This is a genomic window from Enterobacter cloacae complex sp. IR5418 (assembly GCF_049238105.1).
GTDB lineage: Bacteria > Pseudomonadota > Gammaproteobacteria > Enterobacterales > Enterobacteriaceae > Enterobacter > Enterobacter hormaechei.
Genome location: NZ_JBMKHS010000003.1, coordinates 173,709 through 199,457 on the forward strand (window position 1 = coordinate 173,709; position 25,749 = coordinate 199,457).

The window sequence follows — 25,749 nt, forward strand, 5'->3', positions numbered from 1 at the left end:
ATTTATTATGCTAATCAAATTGTTAACCAAAGTTTTTGGTAGTCGTAACGATCGTACCCTGCGCCGCATGCGCAAAGCTGTGAACGTCATCAACGGTATGGAACCGGCGATGGAGAAGCTCTCTGATGATGAGCTGAAAGCGAAAACCGCGGAATTCCGCGCGCGTCTGGAGAAAGGCGAAACCTTAGAGAGCCTGATCCCGGAAGCCTTCGCCGTAGTGCGTGAGGCCAGTAAACGCGTGTTCGGCATGCGTCACTTCGACGTGCAGCTGCTGGGCGGGATGGTGCTCAACGAGCGCTGTATTGCGGAAATGCGTACCGGTGAAGGTAAAACCCTGACCGCAACGCTGCCAGCATACCTGAACGCGCTGACCGGTAAGGGCGTTCACGTTGTTACCGTCAACGACTATCTGGCGCAGCGTGACGCCGAAAACAACCGTCCACTGTTCGAATTCCTCGGCATGACCGTGGGCATTAACATGTCCGGCCTGCCGGCACCGGCCAAGCGTGAAGCGTACAACGCGGACATCACCTACGGCACCAACAACGAATACGGCTTCGACTACCTGCGTGACAACATGGCGTTCAGCCCGGAAGAGCGCGTCCAGCGTAAACTGCACTATGCGCTGGTGGATGAGGTTGACTCCATTCTGATCGATGAAGCGCGTACCCCGCTGATCATCTCCGGCCCGGCTGAAGACAGCTCCGAGATGTACCGTAAAGTCGACAAAATCATTCCTCACCTGCTGCGTCAGGAGAAAGAAGACTCTGATACCTTCCAGGGTGAAGGTCACTTCTCCGTGGATGAAAAAGCACGTCAGGTCAACCTGACCGAACGCGGCCTGGTGAAAATCGAAGAGCTGCTGGTGGCTGAAGGCATTATGGAAGAGGGCGAGTCTCTGTACTCCCCGAGCAACATCATGCTGATGCACCACGTAACGGCCGCACTGCGCGCGCATGCGTTGTTTACCCGCGACGTTGACTACATCGTCAAAGACGGTGAAGTCATCATCGTCGATGAACACACCGGTCGTACCATGCAGGGGCGTCGCTGGTCCGATGGCCTGCACCAGGCTGTGGAAGCCAAAGAAGGTGTGGACATTCAGAACGAAAACCAGACGCTGGCCTCCATCACCTTCCAGAACTACTTCCGTCTGTATGAGAAGCTGGCGGGGATGACCGGTACTGCCGATACCGAAGCGTTTGAATTCAGCTCCATCTATAAGCTGGATACCGTGGTTGTGCCAACCAACCGTCCGATGATCCGTAAGGATATGCCGGACCTGGTGTACATGACCGAAGCGGAAAAAATTCAGGCGATCATCGAAGATATTCGCGACCGTACTGCCAATGGCCAGCCGGTACTGGTGGGGACCATCTCCATCGAGAAATCCGAAGTGGTGTCTAACGAGCTGACCAAAGCAGGTATCAAGCACAACGTGTTGAACGCCAAGTTCCACGCTAAAGAAGCGGATATCGTTGCGCAGGCGGGTTATCCGGCCGCCGTGACCATCGCCACCAACATGGCGGGTCGTGGTACCGATATTATGCTCGGTGGTAGCTGGCAGGCCGAAGTGGCGGAACTGGAAAACCCAACCCCAGAGCAAATTGCGCAGATCAAAGCCGACTGGCAGGTGCGTCACGATGCGGTGCTGGCATCCGGTGGTCTGCACATCATTGGTACCGAGCGTCACGAATCTCGTCGTATTGATAACCAGCTGCGTGGTCGTGCGGGTCGTCAGGGTGATGCCGGTTCTTCCCGCTTCTACCTGTCTATGGAAGATGCGCTGATGCGTATTTTCGCCTCTGACCGTGTGTCTGGCATGATGCGTAAGCTGGGCATGAAGCCAGGCGAAGCCATTGAGCACCCGTGGGTCACCAAAGCGATTGCTAACGCCCAGCGTAAAGTGGAAAGCCGCAACTTCGATATTCGTAAGCAGCTGCTGGAATATGATGACGTTGCCAACGACCAGCGTCGTGCGATCTACACCCAGCGTAACGAACTGCTGGACGTGTCCGACGTGAGCGAAACCATCAACAGCATTCGTGAAGATGTGTTCAAAGCCACTATCGACGCGCACATTCCACCGCAGTCTCTGGAAGAGATGTGGGATATCGAAGGCTTGCAGGAACGTCTGAAAAACGACTTCGATCTCGAACTGCCAATCAAAGAGTGGCTGGACAAAGAGCCTGAGCTGCACGAAGAGACCCTGCGCGAACGTATTTACGAAACCGCGCTGGACGTCTACAAGCGTAAGGAAGAAGTGGTTGGCGCCGAGATGATGCGTCACTTCGAGAAAGGCGTGATGTTGCAGACGCTGGACTCCCTGTGGAAAGAACACCTGGCGGCGATGGACTACCTGCGTCAGGGTATCCACCTGCGTGGTTATGCGCAGAAAGATCCGAAGCAGGAGTACAAGCGTGAATCCTTCTCCATGTTTGCTGCCATGCTGGAATCGCTGAAGTATGAAGTCATCAGCACCCTGAGCAAGGTTCAGGTGCGTATGCCGGAAGAAGTGGAAGCGATGGAGCAGCAGCGCCGTGAAGAAGCTGAGCGTCTGGCACAGATGCAGCAGCTGAGCCATCAGACCGATGAAAGTGAAGCCGCAGCGGCAATCGCAGCGCAGACGGGCGATCGTAAGGTCGGTCGTAACGATCCGTGCCCATGCGGTTCTGGCAAAAAATACAAGGCGTGCCACGGCCGTCTGAGCTAAGAACATAACAAATTGAAAAGGCGCAGATATCTGCGCCTTTTTTATGGAAGTGACACCATGAAAACACTGCAAATTGCTGTCGGGATCATTCGCAACCCGAAAAACCAGATCTTCATAACCCAGCGTGCCGCCGATGCGCACATGGCTAACAAATGGGAATTCCCGGGCGGGAAAATCGAATCAGGTGAAACGCCGGAGCAGGCGCTGGTACGTGAGCTTCAGGAAGAGGTGGGCATCACCCCGCTTGGCGCAACGCTGTTCGATAAGCTGGAGTACCAGTTTCCGGATCGTCACATTACGCTGTGGTTCTGGCTGGTGGAAAACTGGGAAGGTGAGCCCTGGGGAAAAGAGGGGCAGCCAGGTAGCTGGATTGAACTTCAGGCCAGCGATGCGGAAAAATTCCCGCCTGCCAATGAGCCTGTGATCCTCCGGCTGGTTGCCCAACCTTAGGCCTGCTAAGCGAAGCGCCAGCAGGCTTTGAACGTTATTGCTGGTTTTCGCTCCAGTCATCACTATCAGAGAGATTGCCTTCGCTCGGAATGCGTTTCTCTTCCGCCGCCCATTCGCCCAGGTCAATCAACTGACAGCGCTTGCAGCAGAATGGGCGAAATGGACTCACTTCACCCCAGACGACAGTTTTGCCACAGGTTGGGCAGCTTACGGTAGTTACGTCAGACATTGGCACTCCTTAACAACAGGCCAGTTCAAAATCGAGGCGTTCCGGCACGGTGCCATGTTCACTGTCCAGCGGCATAAAGCGGATCGCGAAACGGCTTTTATGTCCGGAAATTTGCGGGTAAAGCTGCTCGCCAAGAGACAGATTCAGACGCAGAAGATCGGCGTCGTCGCCGTTATCCTGATAGAAACCGTTGAGACTGGTTTGCTTGCGGAACGGGGCAGAGTTACGCACAAGATCGAGGATCAGCGATAACGTCTGATTCATCGGCTCCAGGCTGCTCAGCCAGCCGTTCACCTGGCGATCGCGCTGTTCCTGCGGCATGTGCAGCCACATATGCAGCGTCGGCAGGTCAAAGCTACAGCACCCGCCCGGTATGCTCAGGCGCTGGCGCACCAGCGCAATCAGACGGTCCTCACGTAAAAATTGCCCGACGCGCGGCGCGGCCATCAGCGTCGTGCTGCTGTTTTTCAGCTGCTGGCGTAAAGCGTCAATTCGACTTTGATCGACGCCCGGTACTTCGGCCCAGGCCTGTAACTTACGCTGCTGACGCTCCAGCTCTTTCAACAGCTCAGTGCGGACATCGCCGCGTTCAATCACATCAAGCAGATCGCCCACGTTGCGGAAAAAATGCAACGCGGTGGCGTGATCGTTGACAGGCAGATGTTGTGAAAGCTGTTGAATAAGAAATTCTATGCGTAGCCAGGTACGCATTTTTTCGTTAAGCGGGTGCTCAAAAAGGATATGAGTCGACATTATGGTTTTTCCTGTGCAACGGCCTGCGCGGCGAAGGTCAGATACTGCGCGTGCAGACGAGCAACATCCGATGCAATAGCATCTGGTGCGCCGTTATTATCAATAACATCATCCGCAACGGCGAGGCGCGCTTCGCGCGTGGCCTGTGCGGCAAGAATTTGTTCTGCATGTTCACGCGAAACGTGGTCGCGGGTCATGGTTCGCTGGATTTGCGTTTCGGGTGCAACATCAATCACCAGCACCCGATCGGCTTTCTTATGCAGCTGATTTTCTACCAGGAGCGGAACCACCCACATCACATAGGGCGAACGGGCTGCGGCAATTTGACGCTGAGTTTCCTGATGGATAATGGGGTGGAGCAGGGCATTAAGCCAGGCCTTTTCCGAAGAATCAGAAAATATGCATTCACGCAGCTGGCGACGGTTCAGGGTACCGTCAGCCTGTATCACACGGCGACCAAAATGCGCTTCGATGGCGTTTAAGGCGGGTGTATTCGGTTCTACCACCTGACGGGCAATGATATCGGCGTCGATAATCGTGATGCCGAGACGAGCAAACGCGTGCGCAACGGTACTTTTACCACTACCGATGCCGCCGGTTAATGCGACGATATACCCCATTAAATCAGATCCTGGGAATTATTCATTTTTAAAATCAGTTGCTTAAAATTCAAACTTACAACAGCGAATGTTTAGTTCTCTTTACCCGCTTTTTACCAGGTAAATTTATAGGATTGTAGCGTAAAAAAAGAGAATTTCGCAGTCTTGCGGAGCAGGTATTAGTGCGTATGATAGCGTCACTGGAGTTGTGCTTTTAATATATTTGCCTCTAACCCCAGGAATCCGCACATGCGTATCGAAGAAGATCTGAAGTTAGGTTTCAAAGACGTTCTTATCCGCCCTAAACGCTCTACACTGAAAAGTCGCTCAGACGTTGAACTCGAACGTCAATTCACCTTTAAGCATTCCGGTCAGACGTGGTCTGGCGTGCCGATCATCGCGGCCAACATGGACACCGTCGGAACTTTCGAGATGGCGACCGCACTGGCGCAATTCGACATCCTTACTGCGGTACACAAACACTACAGCCCTGAGGAGTGGAATGCGTTTGTCGCCTCCGCCCCGGCAGACGTGGTGAAGCATGTGATGGTCTCGACCGGTACGTCTGATGCAGATTTCGAGAAAACCAAACAGATCCTGAACGCAAATCCGGCGCTGAATTTTGTCTGCATTGACGTGGCAAATGGTTATTCCGAGCATTTCGTCCAGTTCGTCAGCAAGGCGCGTGAAGCCTGGCCAAACAAAACCATCATTGCGGGCAACGTGGTGACCGGTGAAATGTGTGAAGAGCTGATCCTCTCCGGTGCCGACATTGTAAAAGTGGGTATTGGTCCGGGGTCCGTATGCACCACGCGCGTGAAAACCGGTGTGGGTTATCCGCAGCTGTCTGCGGTAATTGAATGCGCTGACGCTGCGCACGGTCTGGGCGGCCAGATCATCAGCGACGGTGGCTGCACTATGCCAGGCGATGTCGCAAAAGCCTTCGGCGGCGGCGCTGACTTCGTGATGCTCGGCGGCATGCTGGCAGGCCACGAAGAGAGCGGCGGTACCGTCGTGGAAGAGAACGGCGAGAAATTCATGCTGTTCTACGGAATGAGCTCTGAATCTGCGATGACCCGTCACGTGGGTGGTGTCGCGAAATACCGTGCGGCGGAAGGCAAAACCGTTAAGCTGCCCCTGCGTGGTCCGGTTGAAAACACGGCACGCGATATCCTCGGCGGCCTGCGGTCTGCCTGCACCTACGTTGGGGCTTCCCGCCTGAAAGAGCTGACCAAACGCACGACGTTTATTCGCGTTCAGGAGCAGGAAAACCGCGTATTTAATAGCCTCTGACGGCTACGGCTGGCGCGCGTTCGTGCGCCAGCATTACCCCGCACTCATTGCATCCCCCAGATGGAAAATCGGCAGATACATCGCTACCACCAGCGTGCCGATAATCAGTCCCGTCACGACCAGTAGCAAAGGTTCAAGAAGTGCCGCCAGATTGTCTGCCTGCTGAAATGTCTGTTCCGTATGGTGACGCGCCAGATTCATTAGCATCACATCCAGTGAACCCGACACTTCCCCGGTGCGAATAAGCTGAATACACAGTGGCGTAAAAACGGAGGCCTTCTGGAAGGAGGACCATATGGACATACCCTGTTCGATATCGCTGCGTATCCCGCGGATTTTGTCCTGCCAGTAGCCACGCTCAACGGTCTCTTCCACACTCTCCAGGCCTTGTAAAAAGGCAATTCCGGCCTGCTGGGTTAATGACAGCACGGTAAAAATTTGTCCCAGTTTTTGCCCGCGCGACAGCGTGCCCATTACCGGTACGTGTAACAAGACATACTGCCAGCGCGGATGCCGCCGCAGTTTACAGGCGATGAGAACCATCACCACAAGCAGAGCCAAAAGGGTGAGGATATGCGCCTGAACCAGGGCCGCCAGCCCCATGACTGCCTGCGTGAGCAAAGGGAGCGGGGTGTTGAACGTTTTGTAGATTGCAGCAAACTCCGGCAAAACCAGCGTCACCATCGCCAGCACCACGAAAAAGGCCAGCGTCAGGATGAACAGCGGGTAGCGCAGGGCTTTCTTCACCTTAGCATTTAGCTGCTGCTGAGATTTTTGCTGCTGCGCAAGCTGGCGACAGCACACTTCAAGCTTTCCCGTCAGCTCACCCGTTTTTACCATCGAGACATAAAGTGGGCTAAACACGTCAGGCCATTTCTTCATGGACTCCGACAGGGCGCAGCCTTCGCTCAGGTCATCAGCAAGACTGTGCAGCAGCGCCTGCCACTGCTGTAAAGGATGCTGTTCCGCCAGCATGTGCAGGCTTTGGGACAGCGTGAGTCCGGCCTGTAGCAGCGTGGCGAGCTGGCGAAAAATATCGTAGCAGTGCTGCACCTGCCATCGGTGGCGCTGCTGGCAGCGGTTTAGCGTCAGCGGGTGCAGCTGTTTAAGCACCAGTGCTGTGTAAGCGGCGTCACGGTCTATGGCCCAGAGGGTGCCAGTTTGCACATCCCCACCGGAGGTCAGGGCACGCCAGCGCCAGAGCGAATTAGCAGCCATCGGGCATTCCCAGGACGCGCAACAGCTCTTCGAGCGTAGTCAGCCCTTGCTCCACGGCCATGCAGCCATGCTCGAACAAAGAGGTCATTCCCGCCTGACGTGCGCTGGATCCAATCACCTCCGTGCTTGCTCCGCTGGCAATGGCCTGCCGGAGTGTGTCGTCGATGACGAGCACTTCAAAAATGGCTACGCGACCATAAAAACCGTGGTAACAGCGATCGCAGCCGGTAGGTTGCCAGCGAGGAAGCGGCCGGGGCCACAACGTGCGCGGTAATTCGGTGTGGCGGCTGGCTTCCTGTCGGCAGTACGGGCATAACCGGCGCACCAGCCGCTGGGCAATCACCATTGAGAGTGCCGAGGAGATCATCCAGCGCGCGACGCCCATCTGTTGCAGCCGTACCAGCGTTTCAGTCGTTGAGTTAGTATGGAGCGTGGACAGCACCAGATGCCCGGTTTGCGCGGCCTTGATGGCAATTTCTGCCGTTTCGCCGTCACGAATTTCACCCACCATAATGATGTCAGGATCCTGCCTGAGCAGGGCGCGCAGCACGCTCTGGAAGGTCAGCCCCGCACGCGGATTAATCTGCGTCTGGTTTAAGCCTGCAAGCGGGATTTCAACGGGATCTTCCACGCTACAAATATTGACGTCAGGGGTATTTCGCGCCTGCAACGCGCTGTACAGCGTTACCGTTTTCCCGCTACCGGTCGGGCCGGTGACCAGAATTAACCCCTGAGGGCTGTTAAGCGCACCGGCAAAACGGGCCTGCTGGTCTGCACTCATCCCCAGCTGTTCAAGCTCCAGCGCTTGCTGCACCTGGTGAAGCAGACGAAGCACGATTTTTTCTCCACCGCTACAGGGAAGGGTTGCGATACGAAAAGAGACGGGGACGCTTGCCAGCTCCACCGTAAACTGACCGTCCTGCGGCAGGCGGCGCTCCGCAATATCCAGTTGGCCCAGCACCTTCAGACGCGCGGTAAGCGTCGTACCAAGGGCGGCGGAGATCGGCGGTTGCGGGTAAAGAACACCGTCGATTCGCAAACGGATCTGGTAGCCGTGCTCCGTCGGTTCAATATGGATGTCAGACGCCCGCTGGTTTACTGCCTGCTGCAACGTTGTATTGAGCACATCAGTGGCTGAGTTTGGCGCTATGCCCGGCAGATGTGAGGATGAGGCGGACTGGAGCCGTTTTTCCATCCGTTCGGCCGTCCAGCACTCAATATCAATACGTTTCTGCGTGGCGAAGCGTAACGCCTCCATCAGCTCAGAGGCAGGATTACCCACCACCGCAATGCTGATCATATCGGTGTCGCTTGCGAGTAGCAGTGCGTGATGGCGCTGACAGAGCGTCATAAGCTGTTCGGTATTCATTGTCCACTCCTGTCAGTTGTTGTCGAAGCGGAAAACATCTTCACAGGCTTGTTTGAGCGCCGTGTCGGACGCAATTTTGCAGTCACGCGTCCAGCCCGTCATTCCATTACCGTCGCTCCAGATCGGTGTCATGAGCACTTCAAGCCCGTTAAAGCTTTCCTGCCCTGTTAACGATACGGTCCCCTTTGCCACGCTCATCGCTGAAACGTAACGTGTGGTTGCGGGCGAGGGGATGCCATTGGTGCCTGCGTCGCAGCGCTCCACGCCACCATGATCCAGGGCGCAAAGTTCTATGGCGGTGCGGTAGGGGATAAACGTTTGCAGCATATCGGTGAGCGCCGCTTTTCGCAGGTAGTTCTGATAGGCCGGGACGCCAATCGCGCTCAGGATGGCAATAATGCCAATGACCACCATTAGCTCAATCAGGGTAAATCCTTGTTGTCTGTTCATGTCTGCTCCTTACGTTAAGTGGCGCTACTGTGGCAGTGCCAGCGCGCAGAAACGAGGGGCAAAAGCGTGAACGTGAAGGGGCTTTCAGGGAAATGATTCAGTGTTGCAGTGAAGGACAGCGTAATTGCGAGCGGTTTCGTATTTCCCCTCTCCGGGCGGAGAGGGGAGGACAAATTATTTGAAGCGCATCGAGAGGTCGAGGGCGCGTACATGCTTGGTCAGAGCGCCAACGGAGATGTAATCGACGCCGGTTTCAGCAAATTCGCGGATGGTGTCGAACGTCACGTTGCCGGACACCTCAAGCTGCGCCTGGCCGTTTGTGCGTTTGACCGCTTCACGCATCTGCTCCGTGTCGAAGTTATCGAGCATGATGATGTCAGCCCCCGCTTTAATGGCCTCGTCCAGCTCCTCCAGCGTTTCCACTTCCACTTCGACCGGCACATCCGGATGCAGCCAGAAGGCTTTTTCCACCGCCTGACGCACCGAGCCAGAGGCAATAATGTGGTTCTCTTTGATCAGGAAGGCATCGGATAGCCCCAGACGATGGTTAGCGCCGCCGCCGCAGAGCACCGCATATTTCAGCGCGGTACGCAGGCCCGGCAGTGTTTTACGGGTATCCAGCAGCTGGGTGCGGGTACCCGCCAGCAGGTCAACGTAGCGGCGTACTTCACTGGCGACACCAGAGAGCGTTTGCACAAAATTGAGTGCGGTGCGTTCGCCGGTCAGCAAGACGCGGGAAGGGCCGTCCAGCTCAAACAGTGGCTGATTCACCGTGACCGCATCACCGTCTTCAACATGCCATGTTACCTGCACGTCGTCGCCCGCCAGCTGGGTAAAGACCTCTTCAACCCAGCGTTTGCCGCAGAAAACTCCCGCTTCGCGGGTGATAATCACCGCGTGCGAGCGCGTCTCTTTTGGCAACAATTGGGCGGTAATATCGTTATCGGCGCTGACGTCGCCGCCGAGATCTTCTTTCAGGGCATGGGCAACGCTTGCCGGGATATCACTATTAATACGTTCCAGAAGCGCGTCACGTCGGTGGTCGGGGTTATAGCGGCGAGGCGGCATGATAAAACTCCAAATTGGTAACGAATCATAATATTGAAACATGCTACTCTGAACCGAGTAACAGCACCATAGATAAGGAGTTCCAGCATGTTGTTAGAAGACGGATGGCTGGTGGACGCGCGGCATGTACCGTCGCCGCACCACGACTGCCGCCCGGAGGATGAAAAGCCCACACTGCTGGTGGTTCACAATATTAGTCTCCCGCCGGGTGAGTTTGGCGGTCCGTGGATCGATGCGTTATTCACTGGAACGATAGATCCCGATGCCCACCCCTTCTTTGCTGAGATTGCGCATTTGCGCGTATCGGCGCACTGTCTGATCCGTCGTGATGGCGAAGTGGTGCAGTATGTTCCCTTTGATAAGCGTGCCTGGCATGCTGGCGTGTCGCTGTATCAGGGGCGCGAGCGCTGCAACGATTTCTCTATCGGGATTGAACTGGAAGGAACGGACACCACGCCTTACACCGATGCGCAGTATCAGAAGCTGGTTGCTGTGACGCAAACGTTAATCGCGCGCTATCCCGCAATAGCCGAAAATATTACAGGGCACAGTGACATCGCCCCTGAAAGAAAAACCGACCCCGGCCCGGCGTTCGACTGGTCCCGGTTTCACGCCATGCTTACCACGTCGTCAGATAAGGAGATAACATGACGTTGTTTACCATGCTGCTGGTTATGATCGCTGAACGCCTCTTTAAGCTCGGTGAGCACTGGCATCTGGATCATCGGCTGGAAGTGTTATTCCGCCGCATCCGACATTTTTCCATGCTGCGTACGCTGCTGATGACGGCCGGTGTGATGGCGATTACGTTTCTGCTCCTGCGCTCGCTTTATGGCCTCTTTTTCAACGTGCCGCTGCTGGTGGTGTGGATCCTGCTCGGCGTGTTGTGTATTGGCGCGGGCAAGGTGCGTTTGCACTATCACGCCTACCTTAAGGCCGCCTCCCGGGATGATGCCCACGCGCGCGGCGCGATGGCGAGCGAGCTGACGATGATCCACGGCGTACCGCCGGACTGCGATGAACGCGAGTTCCTGCGCGAGCTGCAAAACGCGCTGCTGTGGATCAACTTCCGCTACTACCTGGCGCCGCTGTTCTGGTTTGTGGTGGGCGGCCCGTGGGGACCGGTACTGTTGATGGGCTATGCGTTCCTCCGCGCCTGGCAGACATGGCTTGCCCGCTACCTGACGCCGCATGAACGTCTACAGTCCGGCATTGATGCCATCCTGCATGTGCTCGACTGGCTTCCGGTGCGTCTGGTAGGCGTTGTTTATGCTCTTATCGGCCACGGTGAAAAAGCGTTGCCCGCGTGGTTTGCTTCTCTCGCAGACCGCCATACCGCGCAGTATCAGGTGTTGAGCCGACTGGCACAATTCTCGCTGGCGCGTGAGCCGCACACGGACAAAGTCGAAACGCCAAAAGCTGCCGTCTCGATGGCGAAGAAAACGTCGTTTGTGGTGGTGGTCATTGTGGCGCTACTGACGATTTACGGCACGCTGGTCTGAACCAGCGCGCCGAAGCCGTTACAGCGTATCCGCAGGCGGGATGCCGAAGTCAGGCATCCCGTTTTCGTCCCAGCGGACGAGCTTCATGCGAGTGTGGCGATTCGGATCGTAAAGCGGATCGCCCTCTATTTCAGAGTAGTTTCGCGCGTGGTAGACCAGCACATCGTCGCCGTCCGGCGTCTGCGTGAAGCTGTTATGGCCAGGCCCGTACTGACGGTTTTCGTAGCTGGTGACGAACACCGGGCGCGGGGATTTATGCCAGTTTGCCGGGTTTTGCGGATCGGCGCTTATCTCTGTCCACAGTAGCCCCATGCAGTAGTTTTCGTCGGTGGCGCTGGCGGAGTAGCTGATAAAAAGCTTATCGCCATGGAACAGCACCGCCGGGCCTTCGTTGACCCAGAACCCGCGACACTCCCAGTCATATTCTGGTTTACTGAGCATCACCGGCTCGCCTTTCAGCGTCCACGGATTTTCCATTTCACACAGGTAAAGATTGGAGTTACCGGAAATGTCCGGGGCTTTTTGCGCCCAAAGATACCAGCGTTTACCCTGATGAACAAAGGTGGTGGCATCCAGCGCGAAGGTGTCAAACGGGGTTTTGATTTGCCCTTTTTCCACCCACGTACCGGTGAGCGGATCGCGATCTGCGCATTCAATGGCGAACATGCGATGCTGGAACATCCCGAGCTGATCAAGCGCCTGGGTATGCGTGGCGGCAAAATAGATGTACCACTTGCCGTCAATGTGGTGCAGCTCCGGCGCCCAAATCAGCTTACTCATCGGGCCGGTCTCGGGCTTGCGCCAGACAACCACCTCTTTAGCGTCGCGTAAACCTTCCAGCGAGTCCGCGCGGCGGATCGCCAGCCGGTCATACTCCGGCACGGAGGCAATAAAATAGTATTGTCCTTCGTGGCGCAGGATATACGGGTCGGCGCGTTGTTCAATAAACGGGTTGGGCCAGGTTTGCATTCGGCTTTCCTTATTTTGTCTCGACGGCTTTGAGTTCCTGATAATCGTTCAGCTCGCGATAGTTGGTACGACGCTTTTCCAGATCGGACTGGATCATCTTCATGGTTTCGCGATCCACCTTCAGCAGACGTACTACGCCCGCGGTAATCAAGTATCCAATGCCAGGAATGACGGTAAAGAGCAGCACGATCCCGTTGATGGCGTCCGCGCTCTGCGCTTTTGCGCCTGCGTCATAACCGTACCAGGAGAGCAGGAAGCCCACCATCGCCCCGGCAATCGCCAGACCCAGCTTCAGGAAGAAGATGTTGCCGGAGAAGCTGATCCCGGTGATGCGTTTCCCGGTTTTCCACTCGCCGTAGTCATCCACGTCGGCCATCAGGGACCAGTGCAGCGGGGAAGGGATCTGGTGCAGGATATTAAGCAGGAAATAGAGCACCACAATGGTGACGGTGGCTTTCGGGTCGAAGAAGTAAAAAGCGGTAGAAAAAATGGCCAGCACGATGTTGGTCCAGAAGAAGACCTTCAGCTTACACCAGCGGTCGGTCAGCACTTTCGCCAGCATACTGCCGAACATCATGCCGACAACGCCCAGGCTGATAAACAGCGTGGCGAAATGGGTGCTTTGCCCCATTACCCAGGTCACGTAATACATGGTGGCCGCCATGCGGATAAAGCCCGGACAGACGTTGCACAGCGTTAACAGCAGAATACGCACCCACTGGTCGTTCTTCCACACGTCCTTCAGGTCGTTTTTCAGTTCGTCGTGGGTTTGCACCGCCGGACGCACGCGCTCACGCACCGTGGCGAAGCAGAACAGGAACATGCAGGTACCAATCAGTGCCAGCACGGTCATCGCCATCTGGTAGCCTTTGGCTTTGTTGTCCCCACCGAACCAGTCGGCCATCGGCAGGAGCGTTAGCGACAGCAGCAGCGTGGCGATACCAACCATAACAAACCGATAGGACTGGCAGGCAACGCGCTCTTTCGGGTCGTTGGTGATCACGCCGCCGAGCGAGCAGTACGGAATGTTGATGGCAGTATAGGTGAGCGACAGCAGGAAGTAGGTGACAAACGCATAGATAACTTTGCTGTTATAGCTCCACTCCGGCGTGGTGAACATCAGAATGCTGAACAGCGCATAGGGGAAGGCAATCCACAGCAGCCATGGACGAAACCGGCCATATTTGCTGCGGGTCCGGTCGGCAATCGCGCCCATGATTGGGTCCGTTACGGCATCAATGACGCGTACGGACAGGAGCAAAACGCCAACCAGTGCAGGAGCCAGACCAAAAATATCCGTATAAAAATAGTTAACAAATAACATGATGGCGCCAAAGATAATGTTGCATCCGGCGTCACCCATGCCATAGCCGATCTTTTCTTTTACTGACAGTTTGTTGTTATTCATCGACAGCTCTCCGGGTTTCGGTATGGAGAGAATTATTCGCTGGCAAACGAATATATGCGTTGCAATATAAAGGCGGTGATATGGAGGATTTTGCTGTCGGCACGAATTTGTGAGGAAGGTAACAAGATGCTGTACCCGCAACCGCGAGTACAGCGAGAAAACACTTAGTGCGCTTTCACCGTTTTGGCATTTTTCTGTTTCACCATATAGCCCACGCCGAGGATCGCAATCCAGACCGGGATCAGGTATACGGAAATCGCCATGCCCGGGGTGATGAGCATGATGACCAGCACAGCTGCCATGAACAGCAGGCAAATCCAGTTCCCCAGCGGATAGAGCAGGGCAGGGAAGCGGGTGGTTACGCCCTGCTGGTGCTTGGCGCGGCGGAACTTGATGTGCGCGAGGCTAATCATCGCCCAGTTGATCACCAGCGCGGAAACCACCAGCGCCATCAGCAGGCCGAAGGCAGATTCAGGCGCCAGATAGTTAATCAGTACACACAGCGCCGTCACGACTGCCGACACGATGATGGTATTAACCGGTACGCCACGTTTATCAACGGTAAGCAGCGCTTTCGGTGCGTTGCCCTGCTGCGCCAGGCCGAACAGCATACGGCTGTTGCAGTAAACGCAGCTGTTATAAACGGAGAGCGCGGCGGTCAGCACCACGACGTTGAGCGCGTTCGCCACGAAGGTATCGCCCAGCTCGTGGAAGATGAGCACAAACGGGCTGGTATCCGCCGTGACGCGCGTCCATGGCAGCAGGGAGAGCAGGACTGCCAGGGAGCCTACATAGAAGATCAGAATACGGTAGATAACCTGGTTAGTGGCTTTCGGGATGCTCTGCTCCGGGTTATCGGCTTCTGCGGCGGTGATGCCCACCAGCTCCAGACCGCCGAATGAGAACATGATGATCGCCATCATCATCACCAGGCCGGTCATGCCGTGCGGCAGGAAGCCGCCCTGTTCCCAGAGGTTGCGTACGGTTGCCTGCGGGCCGCCGTTTCCGCTGAACAGCAGCCAGCCGCCGAAGATGATCATCGCCACAACGGCAATCACTTTGATGATGGCAAACCAGAATTCCATCTCACCAAACACTTTTACGTTGGTCAGGTTAATGGCGTTGATAATAACGAAGAAGGCCGCCGCCGACGCCCAGGTGGGGAGCTCGGGATACCAGAACTGGATGTATTTCCCGACGGCGGTCAGTTCAGCCATGGCAACCAGGACGTACAGCACCCAGTAGTTCCAGCCGGAGGCGAAGCCCGCGAAGCTGCCCCAGTATTTATAGGCGAAGTGGCTGAAGGAGCCTGCGACCGGCTCCTCAACGACCATTTCACCAAGCTGGCGCATGATCAGAAACGCAATGAAACCCGCAATCGCGTAACCCAGAATAATGCCCGGACCGGCCGACTGGATAACCGATGCACTGCCCAGAAACAGGCCAGTACCAATAGCACCGCCCAGGGCGATGAGCTGAATATGGCGGTTTTTAAGGCCGCGCTTTAGCTGATCGCCATGCTGTTGAGCTTCCATTTGAAACCTCGTGTGTGGTTGTTATGTTCACGCTGTGCGTGTGTAATTATGAAAGTCCATATTCTGTATTTATTTCTTTACGGTTAACGATACCGAAAAAAGCGGAGATGGCTTCCGTTAGCGCCAGAATAGTGATAAGTGCCAGCGAATGCACCTGCTTTATGAAGGGATGATGACGAGTTGAATAAAAAGAAACCAATTGTAAATCGGTACGTTAACCCCTCATACCACAACCTATAGAATAGAAATGCGTCAGAAGAGGGTGAATTTTCATTTTTTGCCCTGTTGAATCGCTTCAGATTGCAAAAACCCTCGTTTCATTATGGTTAAAACTGCCTCTTTGGTAGTAACCATTTCATTTGTGCAAAGTTACATTCCTGAAACGTTAGTTCTGTAAGGTTGTTAAAATGTGCCGGGTTTACTGATTTCAATCAAAACCAATATGGACAGAAGGTGAATACTTTGTTACTTTAGCGATACGAACATGAAATTGGTAAGACCAATTGACTCCGGGCAAAAAGGCGTAAGACAGGGAATATGGCCTACAGCAAAATTCGCCAACCAAAACTTTCCGATGTGATTGAGCAGCAGCTGGAGTTTTTAATTCTCGAAGGGACACTGCGCCCGGGCGAGAAACTCCCGCCAGAACGCGAGCTGGCAAAACAGTTCGACGTTTCACGTCCCTCTCTGCGTGAGGCGATTCAACGTCTCGAAGCAAAGGGCCTGTTGCTCCGTCGCCAGGGTGGCGGAACCTTTGTGCAAAACAGCCTGTGGCAGAGCTTCAGCGACCCGCTGGTAGAACTTCTCTCTGACCACCCAGAATCCCAGTTTGATCTGCTTGAGACCCGTCACGCGCTGGAAGGTATCGCGGCCTATTACGCCGCACTTCGCAGCACTGATGAAGACCGCGTGCGTATTCGCGAGCTGCATCAGGCCATTGAACGGGCACAGCAGTCCGGCGATTTAGACGCCGAGTCCAGCGCCGTTGTCCAGTATCAAATCGCCGTCACCGAAGCAGCACACAACGTGGTGCTCCTCCATCTGCTACGCTGCATGGAGCCGATGCTGGCCCAGAACGTTCGTCAGAATTTTGAATTGTTGTATGCCCGTCGGGAGATGCTCCCGCTGGTAAGCAACCATCGCACCCGAGTATTCGAGGCGATAATGGCCGGGGAACCGGAGCAGGCGCGCGAAGCGTCGCACCGCCATCTGGCTTTCATTGAGGAAATCTTGCTGGACCGCAGCCGTGAACAATCGCGTCGCGAACGTTCATTACGCCGCATACAGCAACGAAAGGATTAAGCGCCAGGTACTTTTAGAGCGCGGCAACTAAACGCAGAACCTGTCTTATTGTGTTTTCTGGCGAAAATACAATGGGACAGGTTCCAGACAAATCAACGTATTAGATAGATAAGGAATACCCCCATGTCAGAACGTCTCCAAAATGACGTGGATCCGATCGAAACTCGCGACTGGCTACAGGCGATCGAATCGGTCATCCGTGAAGAAGGTGTTGAGCGCGCTCAGTATCTGATTGATCAGCTGCTTTCAGAAGCACGCAAAGGCGGCGTGAAAGTGGCTTCAGGTGCAGGGGCTAGCAACTACGTAAACACGATTGCCGTCGAAGACGAACCGGAATACCCGGGCAATCTGGATCTGGAACGCCGTATCCGTTCTGCAATCCGCTGGAACGCCATCATGACCGTTCTGCGCGCATCCAAGAAAGACCTGGAGCTGGGTGGCCACATGGCGTCCTTCCAGTCTTCTGCGACCATTTACGAAGTGTGCTTCAACCACTTCTTCCGTGCAGCGAACGAGAAAGATGGCGGCGATCTGGTGTACTTCCAGGGCCACATCTCTCCGGGCATCTATGCACGCGCCTTCCTGGAAGGTCGTCTGACTGAAGAGCAGATGAACAACTTCCGTCAGGAAGTTCACGGTAAGGGCCTGTCTTCTTACCCGCACCCTAAACTGATGCCTGAGTTCTGGCAGTTCCCGACCGTATCTATGGGTCTGGGTCCAATCGGTGCGATCTACCAGGCTAAATTCCTGAAGTACCTGGAACACCGTGGTCTGAAAGACACCTCTGAGCAGACCGTTTACGCCTTCCTGGGCGACGGTGAGATGGATGAGCCAGAATCTAAAGGCGCGATCACCATCGCGACCCGTGAGAAGCTGGACAACCTGTGCTTCGTCATCAACTGTAACCTGCAACGTCTGGATGGTCCGGTAACCGGTAACGGCAAGATCATCAACGAGCTGGAAGGCATCTTCGCAGGTGCAGGCTGGAACGTGATCAAAGTGATGTGGGGCGGTCGTTGGGATGAGCTGCTGCGTAAAGACACCAGCGGTAAACTGATCCAGCTGATGAACGAAACCGTTGACGGCGACTACCAGACCTTCAAATCCAAAGACGGTGCCTACGTACGTGAGCACTTCTTCGGCAAATATCCTGAAACCGCAGCCCTGGTTGCAGACTGGACTGATGAGCAGATCTGGGCGCTGAACCGCGGTGGTCACGATCCGAAGAAAGTTTACGCTGCACTGAAAAAAGCGCGTGAAACCAAAGGTAAAGCGACTGTGATCCTGGCCCACACCATCAAAGGTTACGGCATGGGTGATACCGCAGAAGGTAAAAACATCGCTCACCAGGTTAAGAAAATGAACATGGACGGCGTGCGTTATATCCGCGACCGTTTCAACGTTCCAGTGACCGATGAGCAGGTCGAAAACCTGTCTTACATCACCTTCCCGGAAGGGTCTGAAGAGCACAAGTACCTGCACGAACGTCGTCAGGCACTGAAAGGCTACCTGCCTGCTCGTCAGCCTAACTTCACCGAGAAGCTGGAACTGCCAGCGCTGGAAGACTTCTCTCAGCTGCTGGAAGAGCAGAACAAAGAGATCTCTACCACCATCGCTTTCGTTCGTGCCCTGAACGTGATGCTGAAGAACAAGTCGATCAAAGATCGTCTGGTTCCAATCATTGCCGACGAAGCGCGTACTTTCGGTATGGAAGGTCTGTTCCGTCAGATCGGTATCTACAGCCCGAACGGCCAGCAGTACACCCCGCAGGACCGTGAGCAGGTTGCATACTACAAAGAAGACGAGAAAGGTCAGATCCTTCAGGAAGGTATCAACGAACTGGGTGCAGGCGCATCCTGGCTGGCTGCTGCGACCTCTTACAGCACCAACAACCTGCCGATGATCCCGTTCTACATTTACTACTCCATGTTCGGGTTCCAGCGTATCGGTGACCTGTGCTGGCAGGCAGGCGACCAGCAGGCTCGCGGCTTCCTGATCGGTGGTACTTCTGGTCGTACGACCCTGAACGGTGAAGGTCTCCAGCACGAAGATGGCCACAGCCACATTCAGTCTCTGACTATCCCGAACTGTATCTCTTACGACCCGTCTTACGCGTACGAAGTGGCAGTCATCATGCATGACGGCTTGCAGCGCATGTACGGTGAAGCGCAAGAGAACATTTACTATTACATCACCACACTGAACGAAAACTACCACATGCCGGCAATGCCAGCAGGTGCCGAGGAAGGTATCCGTAAAGGTATCTACAAACTCGAAACCATTGAAGGTAGCAAAGGTAAAGTTCAGCTGCTGGGCTCCGGTTCTATCCTGCGTCACGTTCGTGAAGCAGCGCAGATCCTGGCGAAAGACTACGGTGTGGGTTCCGACGTGTACTCTGTGACTTCCTTCACTGAACTGGCGCGTGATGGCCAGGATTGTGAGCGCTGGAACATGCTGCACCCAATGGAAACCCCACGCGTTCCGTACATCGCTCAGGTGATGAACGACGCGCCAGCGGTGGCGTCTACTGACTATATGAAACTGTTCGCAGAGCAGGTTCGTACTTACGTTCCAGCTGATGATTATCGCGTACTGGGTACTGACGGCTTCGGTCGTTCTGACAGCCGCGAAAACCTGCGTCACCACTTCGAAGTTGATGCTTCCTACGTGGTTGTAGCAGCACTGGGCGAACTGGCTAAACGTGGCGAAATCGATAAGAAAGTGGTTGCGGACGCAATTACCAAATTCAACATCGATGCAGATAAAGTTAACCCGCGTCTGGCGTAAGAGGTAAAAGAATAATGGCTATCGAAATCAATGTACCGGACATCGGGGCTGATGAAGTTGAAATCACCGAGATCCTGGTCAAAGTGGGCGACAAAGTTGAAGCTGAACAGTCGCTGATCACCGTAGAAGGCGACAAAGCCTCTATGGAAGTCCCGTCTCCTCAGGCTGGCATCGTTAAAGAGATCAAAGTCTCTGTTGGCGATAAAACCGAGACTGGCAAACTGATCATGATTTTCGATTCCGCCGACGGTGCAGCAGCTGCTGCACCTGCGCAGGAAGAGAAGAAAGAAGCCGCTCCGGCCGCCGCTGCTCCAGCCGCTGCCGCGGCAGCGAAAGAAGTGAACGTGCCTGACATCGGCGGTGACGAAGTAGAAGTCACTGAAATCCTGGTGAAAGTGGGCGACACCGTTGCGGCTGAGCAGTCACTGATCACCGTAGAAGGCGACAAAGCTTCTATGGAAGTGCCAGCGCCGTTCGCGGGTACCGTTAAAGAGATCAAAATCAACACCGGTGACAAAGTGTCCACCGGGTCGCTTATCATGATCTTCGAAGTGGCGGGCGCTGAAGGCGCTGCGGCTCCAGCGAAAGCGGAAGCTGCTCCGGCACAGGCTGCTGCACCAGCAGCGGCTGGCGGCGCGAAAGACGTTAACGTACCGGACATCGGCGGTGACGAAGTTGAAGTGACCGAAGTGATGGTGAAAGTGGGCGACAAAGTTGCCGCTGAACAGTCACTGATCACCGTAGAAGGCGACAAAGCTTCTATGGAAGTGCCAGCGCCGTTCGCGGGTACTGTTAAAGAGATCAAAATCAGCACCGGCGACAAAGTGTCTACCGGCTCTCTGATCATGGTCTTCGAAGTGGAAGGCGCGGCACCTGCCGCCGCTCCAGCTGCCGCGGCTGCTCCGGCACCGGCTGCTGCACCGGCTCAGGCTGCTAAACCAGCGGCTGCCCCTGCTGCGAAAGCAGAAAAATCAGAGTTCGCTGAAAACGACGCTTACGTCCACGCTACCCCGCTGATTCGCCGCCTGGCGCGCGAATTCGGTGTGAACCTGGCGAAAGTGAAGGGTACAGGCCGTAAAGGTCGCATCCTGCGTGAAGACGTTCAGGCTTACGTGAAAGACGCGGTGAAACGCGCCGAAGCTGCACCTGCGGCAGCCGCTGGCGGCGGTATCCCGGGCATGCTGCCATGGCCGAAAGTGGACTTCAGCAAGTTCGGTGAAATCGAAGAAGTGGAGCTGGGCCGTATCCAGAAAATCTCTGGTGCGAACCTGAGCCGTAACTGGGTGATGATCCCGCACGTTACCCACTTCGACAAAACCGATATCACTGATCTGGAAGCGTTCCGTAAGCAGCAGAACGCCGAAGCTGAGAAGCGTAAGCTGGACGTGAAATTCACCCCAGTGGTCTTCATCATGAAAGCGGTTGCCGCTGCCCTTGAGCAGATGCCACGCTTCAACAGCTCCCTGTCCGAAGATGGCCAGAAGCTGACGCTGAAGAAATACATCAACATCGGTGTTGCGGTTGATACGCCAAATGGTCTGGTTGTTCCGGTCTTCAAAGACGTGAACAAGAAGAGCATTACCGAGCTGTCCCGTGAACTGACCACCATCTCCAAAAAAGCGCGTGATGGTAAGCTGACTGCCGGCGAAATGCAGGGCGGCTGCTTCACTATCTCCAGCATCGGCGGCCTGGGTACCACCCACTTCGCGCCGATTGTGAACGCGCCGGAAGTGGCTATCCTCGGTGTGTCCAAGTCCGCGATGGAGCCGGTGTGGAATGGCAAAGAGTTCGTGCCGCGTCTGATGATGCCAATCTCTCTGTCCTTCGACCACCGCGTGATCGACGGGGCTGATGGTGCGCGTTTCATCACCATCATCAACAACATGCTGAGCGACATTCGCCGCCTGGTGATGTAATCGAAAAGCCGGCCAGTCGGCCGGCTTTTTTCTGATAATCTCATGGGGTTTTTGAGGTTATTGGTGAAAGCGATAATTCGTGAGCCGTTTGTTGTTTCAAAATTGTTAACAATTTTGTAAAATACGGGCGGATAGAACGACCCGGTGGACGACGGGTATACATTAAGAGGTCATGATGAGCACAGAAATCAAAACTCAGGTCGTAGTACTTGGGGCAGGCCCGGCAGGTTACTCCGCAGCATTTCGCGCCGCGGATTTAGGTCTGGAAACCGTCATCGTAGAACGTTACAACACCCTCGGCGGTGTTTGTCTGAACGTCGGCTGTATCCCTTCTAAAGCGCTGCTGCACGTAGCGAAAGTTATCGAAGAAGCCAAAGCGCTGGCTGAACACGGTATCGTCTTCGGCGAGCCGAAAACCGATATCGACAAAATTCGTACCTGGAAAGAGAAAGTTATCACTCAACTGACCGGCGGTCTGGCGGGTATGGCCAAAGGCCGTAAAGTGAAAGTGGTAAACGGTCTGGGTAAATTCACCGGTGCGAACACCCTGGAAGTGGAAGGCGAAAACGGCAAAACCGTGATCAACTTCGACAACGCGATCATCGCGGCAGGCTCTCGCCCAATCGAACTGCCATTCATTCCGCATGAAGATCCACGCGTGTGGGATTCCACCGATGCGCTGGAGCTGAAAACCGTTCCTGAGCGTCTGCTGGTTATGGGCGGCGGCATCATCGGTCTGGAAATGGGGACCGTGTACCATGCGCTGGGTTCAAAGATCGACGTGGTTGAAATGTTCGACCAGGTTATCCCGGCTGCCGACAAAGACATCGTTAAAGTCTTCACCAAACGTATCAGCAAGAAATTCAACCTGATGCTGGAAACCAAAGTGACTGCCGTTGAAGCGAAAGAAGACGGTATTTACGTTTCCATGGAAGGCAAAAAAGCTCCATCTGAACCACAGCGTTACGACGCCGTGCTGGTGGCTATCGGCCGTGTGCCGAACGGTAAAAACCTCGACGCGGGCAAAGCTGGCGTGGAAGTGGACGACCGTGGCTTCATCCGCGTTGACAAGCAGCTGCGCACCAACGTGCCGCACATCTTTGCTATCGGCGATATCGTCGGTCAGCCAATGCTGGCGCACAAAGGTGTTCACGAAGGTCACGTTGCCGCTGAAGTTATCGCTGGCATGAAGCATTACTTCGATCCGAAAGTGATCCCATCTATCGCCTACACCGAGCCAGAAGTGGCATGGGTCGGTCTGACCGAGAAAGAAGCGAAAGAGAAAGGCATCAGCTACGAAACCGCCACCTTCCCGTGGGCTGCTTCTGGCCGTGCTATCGCGTCCGACTGCGCAGACGGTATGACCAAACTGATCTTCGACAAAGAGACTCACCGTGTGATCGGTGGTGCGATTGTCGGTACCAACGGCGGCGAGCTGCTGGGTGAAATCGGTCTGGCTATCGAAATGGGCTGTGACGCGGAAGACATCGCGCTGACCATCCACGCTCACCCGACTCTGCACGAGTCCGTTGGCCTGGCGGCAGAAGTGTTTGAAGGTAGCATCACCGACCTGCCAAACGCGAAAGCGAAGAAGAAGTAAGTTTCTTCTTGATTGCGAAACGCCTCCGATGGAGGCGTTTTTTTTGGCTGTAATTCCAAATTGCTAACTGTTAATGTTAATAAGAAAACCAATCAATTATTTATATGCTAATTGGCGAGTGTATTTATAGTTCAAATTATTCCAATTCTTTTTTAAAAGCGATTATATGTTTCCAATATTTTTATTGTTTTTGATAGTGGGTTAGTTAATTTGACTTAAATTATAAAGGGTGTATTACTGTTCGGATGATTACTTTACTCCAGAAAGGGTATTATTATGAAAAGTAATGAATTAACATCTGATATTCGTGATTTAAAAGTAATGGGGGCCAGAACTCAATCAGGAAGTTGCTGGGCAAGTGCGACGCATAAACTCGTTGCCCTGGATAAAGAAACGCTGCAACCGGTGAGCGTTGACTGGTGGTATGAAGATGAGACCACATCTCGCTTTACCGGCCCCGTTTTTACTGACACTCGTCCAGATGTACGCTTGCTGGCAAATTCCGATGTTTATCGACTGGGTGACGTCATTAATATCAGTAATTTTGGTGGTTCGGGTTCCGCATTAGCGGTCATTAAAAATGACGGTACTGTTGAAGCGTGGGGAATGCCCCAAAATGGTGGTACATCACCAACAAGCGATCGAAATCATAACGTCAGAGCCGTTTACGGTGGCTGGGATGTGTCTGCTGCGGTTAATGCCAATGGTCAGGTATTTACCTGGTCCGTCGATGATGATAACCCTTTACCGGATAACGTGGCGGCGTTGGATGATATTGTAGATATTAAAGTGGCCCAATATTTTACAGATCAGGGTAATTATACCTATCTGGTATTGCGGGCTAATAACCAGGTAGTGCAGTGGACAGATGGTGCTTCGCATAATGATTTTCCAGCAGACATTGCCGAGCGTAAAGACTTCATTGCCATCCAGACTACAGAATATGCCTTTGCGGGAATTACCCAAAATGGCCATGTTATTACCTGGGGGGATGCAGCCTATGGTGGTGAGTTGCCGGTACATCTAAAAGAAGTGAATGATGTGATCACCCTTTATAGCAACGTTGGTGCATTTGTCGCACTCAGAGCTTCAGGCAGTATTTTTTCATGGGGAAGTATCCGGTATGGTGCTGTCATTCCGGATAACATCGCCAGTCTGACGGATATTGTTTCCGTACATTGTACCAGTTCGACTTTTATTGCCTTGAGACAGAACGGCAGCGTCGTGTTTTGGGGGCAGGATTATTCTCTGGTCGAGCTTCCGGAGGAGATTGCCAGTCTGACGAATATTATAGATGTCCAGGGGGCAGCTAATAGTAGTTATGCTTTTTTAACTTCTGAAGGAAAAGTGTACTGCTGGGGATCTGCTACACATTATGAAAAAAAGATGCCTGCGGATTTGTCCGATGTGGTTTCTCTGTCCGCTGGATGGGGGGCTTTTGCCGCGCTTCGCCGTGATGGTTCCGTAGTGGCTTGGGGGCATCCTGGGGAGGGCGGTGACACCACGCCTGTTGCAAACGAGCTTTATGATATTCGTGCTATCTATGCCTGCGGCTATCGTTTTTGCGCTCTGCGCAACGATGATCGTCTCTTTGAATGGGGCGAAGAGGCCAGAACAGATATCACAAAGATGCCAGCAGATTTGCAGGGGAATGTTACCTATAGCTTTGTTAAATAATTCATCTGTACTTGCCTGAAAGCATAGACGAAATAAGACTCTTCAGCTCTGTAAACGCCTCTTTGGAGGCGTTTTCCTCACACTCTCGCCCCTGCTGGCGAAGTGCAATCATACTATCAAGGCGCAACGGGTTGCCAGGATGTATCGGGTCTGTACATGGTCAATGCCTGGGCTTTCCTGGCTGACTCACCGCCGAGATTGCTCTGGTACACTTTGTCATCCTGATTGATCATAAAACTCATCACTCCTGACAGGCCGTAACTAACCGGCCAGGCCACCATCGCAAAGCCGTTATTATCCGGCAGGATGCGGAAGCGATAGCCGTGGTATCCCGCACCTGGCTCTTTCGGACTGAACGCCGGGCCAAGCGGACTTGGCGCTTCGCCAGGCGAAACGGGCCAGTACAGCCCGTCCTTTTTCCCTTCAGAACTGACTATCTTCTGCGCGTATGTCTGGTTCATCGCAAAGTAGCTCTGCTGAGCAACCATGTAGGCATGCAGGGCTTCAATGGCGGCGAGTTCGTTACGCCCAATTTCGCGGGTGAGGATCTCCTCGGCCCCTTCTTTGATGTCAAACTGCCAGCCGGAGGCGGTTTTGATTACCGGAATGGGAAGCTGCCAGCCGCTGTCTCCGACCACAAGATGCGCCGTATCCCCTTCGACGACGGTGTTATGACGCACTTTCCAGTCGCGCAGGAAGCGATCGACCGCATCAGGATCAACGCCTTCGGGCGGCATAAAATCGCGCCAGTTTTCACCGAGCAGGTTGTTCATGGCACTTTCGTTTTGCTCGCTGATGGCGCTTGCCAGCGCACTGGTCGCCTGTTCTGGCGAACTGAACGATTGCTGTGCCATGACGGTCGCCGAGACCATGAACAACACCATTCCACTGAGTAATTGACGTTTCATGTC

Annotated in this window: 21 protein-coding genes; 10 read left to right on the plus strand and 11 right to left on the minus strand. The window is 54.4% G+C overall.

All coding sequences use genetic code 11. The features are described 5' to 3' along the window. The first annotated feature begins 7 nt into the window (after positions 1-7). Together secA and mutT are read left to right on the plus strand one after the other, a co-directional pair. Positions 8-2,713 carry a preprotein translocase subunit SecA gene (gene secA / locus ACOTX7_RS04115; protein WP_006810108.1) on the plus strand — a complete coding sequence of 902 codons (2,706 nt, stop codon included), beginning with the start codon at positions 8-10 and terminating at the stop codon, positions 2,711-2,713. 57 nt (positions 2,714-2,770) lie between these two features. After that, positions 2,771-3,163, plus strand: coding sequence for an 8-oxo-dGTP diphosphatase MutT (mutT, locus tag ACOTX7_RS04120; protein ID WP_006810107.1), 393 nt, complete (start codon positions 2,771-2,773; stop codon positions 3,161-3,163). Positions 3,164-3,197: 34 nt separating this feature from the next. Here mutT and yacG read toward each other — a convergent pair whose 3' ends face one another. Genes yacG through coaE form a run of 3 tightly spaced genes read right to left on the minus strand, consistent with a single transcriptional unit; the run spans position 3,198 to position 4,765 of the window. Next, a complete protein-coding gene (yacG, locus tag ACOTX7_RS04125; RefSeq protein ID WP_221256920.1) occupies positions 3,198-3,392 on the minus strand; it encodes a DNA gyrase inhibitor YacG in 195 nt (64 codons plus the stop codon). Positions 3,393-3,401: 9 nt separating this feature from the next. Further along, entirely contained in the window at positions 3,402-4,145 is a 744-nt protein-coding gene (zapD, locus tag ACOTX7_RS04130; RefSeq protein WP_047353505.1) for a cell division protein ZapD, read from the minus strand. Then, a complete protein-coding gene (gene coaE / locus ACOTX7_RS04135) occupies positions 4,145-4,765 on the minus strand; it encodes a dephospho-CoA kinase (RefSeq protein ID WP_006810104.1) in 621 nt (206 codons plus the stop codon). The genes zapD and coaE overlap by 1 nt, the downstream gene beginning before the upstream one ends. Positions 4,766-4,993: 228 nt before the next feature. Between coaE and ACOTX7_RS04140 the strand changes: the two genes are divergently transcribed. Further along, positions 4,994-6,037: a GMP reductase gene (locus tag ACOTX7_RS04140; RefSeq protein WP_006810103.1), complete on the plus strand. Its 1,044-nt coding sequence runs from the start codon at positions 4,994-4,996 to the stop codon at positions 6,035-6,037. 33 nt (positions 6,038-6,070) lie between these two features. Here the strand turns inward: ACOTX7_RS04140 and hofC are convergent, their stop codons facing one another. The 4 genes from hofC to nadC all read right to left on the minus strand — a co-directional run bounded on the left by hofC (position 6,071) and on the right by nadC (position 10,142). After that, positions 6,071-7,255 carry a protein transport protein HofC gene (hofC, locus tag ACOTX7_RS04145; protein WP_221256921.1) on the minus strand — a complete coding sequence of 395 codons (1,185 nt, stop codon included), beginning with the start codon at positions 7,253-7,255 and terminating at the stop codon, positions 6,071-6,073. Next, positions 7,245-8,624, minus strand: a complete 1,380-nt coding sequence (gspE, locus tag ACOTX7_RS04150) for a type II secretion system protein GspE (protein WP_221256922.1) — start codon at positions 8,622-8,624, stop codon at positions 7,245-7,247. The genes hofC and gspE overlap by 11 nt, the downstream gene beginning before the upstream one ends. Positions 8,625-8,636: 12 nt before the next feature. Continuing rightward, complete coding sequence (gene ppdD / locus ACOTX7_RS04155; protein WP_221256923.1) at positions 8,637-9,074, minus strand: prepilin peptidase-dependent pilin; 438 nt, start codon at positions 9,072-9,074, stop codon at positions 8,637-8,639. Between the two features lie 174 nt (positions 9,075-9,248). After that, positions 9,249-10,142, minus strand: coding sequence for a carboxylating nicotinate-nucleotide diphosphorylase (nadC, locus tag ACOTX7_RS04160; protein WP_125358115.1), 894 nt, complete (start codon positions 10,140-10,142; stop codon positions 9,249-9,251). A gap of 87 nt (positions 10,143-10,229) precedes the next feature. On the opposite strand from nadC, the gene ampD reads away from it, so the two are divergent. Then, positions 10,230-10,793 (plus strand): 1,6-anhydro-N-acetylmuramyl-L-alanine amidase AmpD, encoded by a 564-nt coding sequence (gene ampD / locus ACOTX7_RS04165; RefSeq protein WP_006810098.1) that lies wholly within the window; start codon positions 10,230-10,232, stop codon positions 10,791-10,793. After that, positions 10,790-11,644, plus strand: coding sequence for a beta-lactamase regulator AmpE (ampE, locus tag ACOTX7_RS04170; protein ID WP_221256924.1), 855 nt, complete (start codon positions 10,790-10,792; stop codon positions 11,642-11,644). Before ampD ends, ampE begins: the two co-directional genes overlap by 4 nt. 18 nt (positions 11,645-11,662) lie before the next feature. Here ampE and ACOTX7_RS04175 read toward each other — a convergent pair whose 3' ends face one another. From ACOTX7_RS04175 to aroP, 3 genes are all read right to left on the minus strand, one after another. Further along, positions 11,663-12,613 (minus strand): family 43 glycosylhydrolase, encoded by a 951-nt coding sequence (locus ACOTX7_RS04175; protein WP_221256925.1) that lies wholly within the window; start codon positions 12,611-12,613, stop codon positions 11,663-11,665. Positions 12,614-12,623: 10 nt separating this feature from the next. Further along, positions 12,624-14,021, minus strand: a complete 1,398-nt coding sequence (locus tag ACOTX7_RS04180) for a glycoside-pentoside-hexuronide (GPH):cation symporter (protein ID WP_006810095.1) — start codon at positions 14,019-14,021, stop codon at positions 12,624-12,626. Between the two features lie 164 nt (positions 14,022-14,185). Then, entirely contained in the window at positions 14,186-15,556 is a 1,371-nt protein-coding gene (aroP, locus tag ACOTX7_RS04185) for an aromatic amino acid transporter AroP (protein ID WP_221256926.1), read from the minus strand. A gap of 537 nt (positions 15,557-16,093) precedes the next feature. On the opposite strand from aroP, the gene pdhR reads away from it, so the two are divergent. The 5 genes from pdhR (at position 16,094) to ACOTX7_RS04210 (ending at position 24,838) form a co-directional block, all read left to right on the plus strand. Then, a complete protein-coding gene (gene pdhR / locus ACOTX7_RS04190; protein WP_006173806.1) occupies positions 16,094-16,858 on the plus strand; it encodes a pyruvate dehydrogenase complex transcriptional repressor PdhR in 765 nt (254 codons plus the stop codon). 123 nt (positions 16,859-16,981) lie between these two features. Next, a complete protein-coding gene (gene aceE, locus ACOTX7_RS04195; protein WP_039273112.1) occupies positions 16,982-19,645 on the plus strand; it encodes a pyruvate dehydrogenase (acetyl-transferring), homodimeric type in 2,664 nt (887 codons plus the stop codon). A 14-nt stretch (positions 19,646-19,659) separates the two neighbouring features. Continuing rightward, on the plus strand, positions 19,660-21,561 hold the full coding sequence (gene aceF / locus ACOTX7_RS04200; protein ID WP_006810092.1) for a pyruvate dehydrogenase complex dihydrolipoyllysine-residue acetyltransferase: 1,902 nt from the start codon (positions 19,660-19,662) through the stop codon (positions 21,559-21,561). 175 nt (positions 21,562-21,736) lie between these two features. Then, a complete protein-coding gene (lpdA, locus tag ACOTX7_RS04205; protein ID WP_032673649.1) occupies positions 21,737-23,161 on the plus strand; it encodes a dihydrolipoyl dehydrogenase in 1,425 nt (474 codons plus the stop codon). A 276-nt stretch (positions 23,162-23,437) separates the two neighbouring features. Then, a complete protein-coding gene (locus ACOTX7_RS04210; protein ID WP_260630755.1) occupies positions 23,438-24,838 on the plus strand; it encodes an RCC1 domain-containing protein in 1,401 nt (466 codons plus the stop codon). 116 nt (positions 24,839-24,954) lie between these two features. On the opposite strand, the gene ACOTX7_RS04215 is transcribed toward ACOTX7_RS04210, so the two are convergent. Beyond that, positions 24,955-25,746, minus strand: a complete 792-nt coding sequence (locus ACOTX7_RS04215) for a DUF2950 family protein (RefSeq protein WP_221812948.1) — start codon at positions 25,744-25,746, stop codon at positions 24,955-24,957. Between the last annotated feature and the right edge of the window lie 3 nt (positions 25,747-25,749).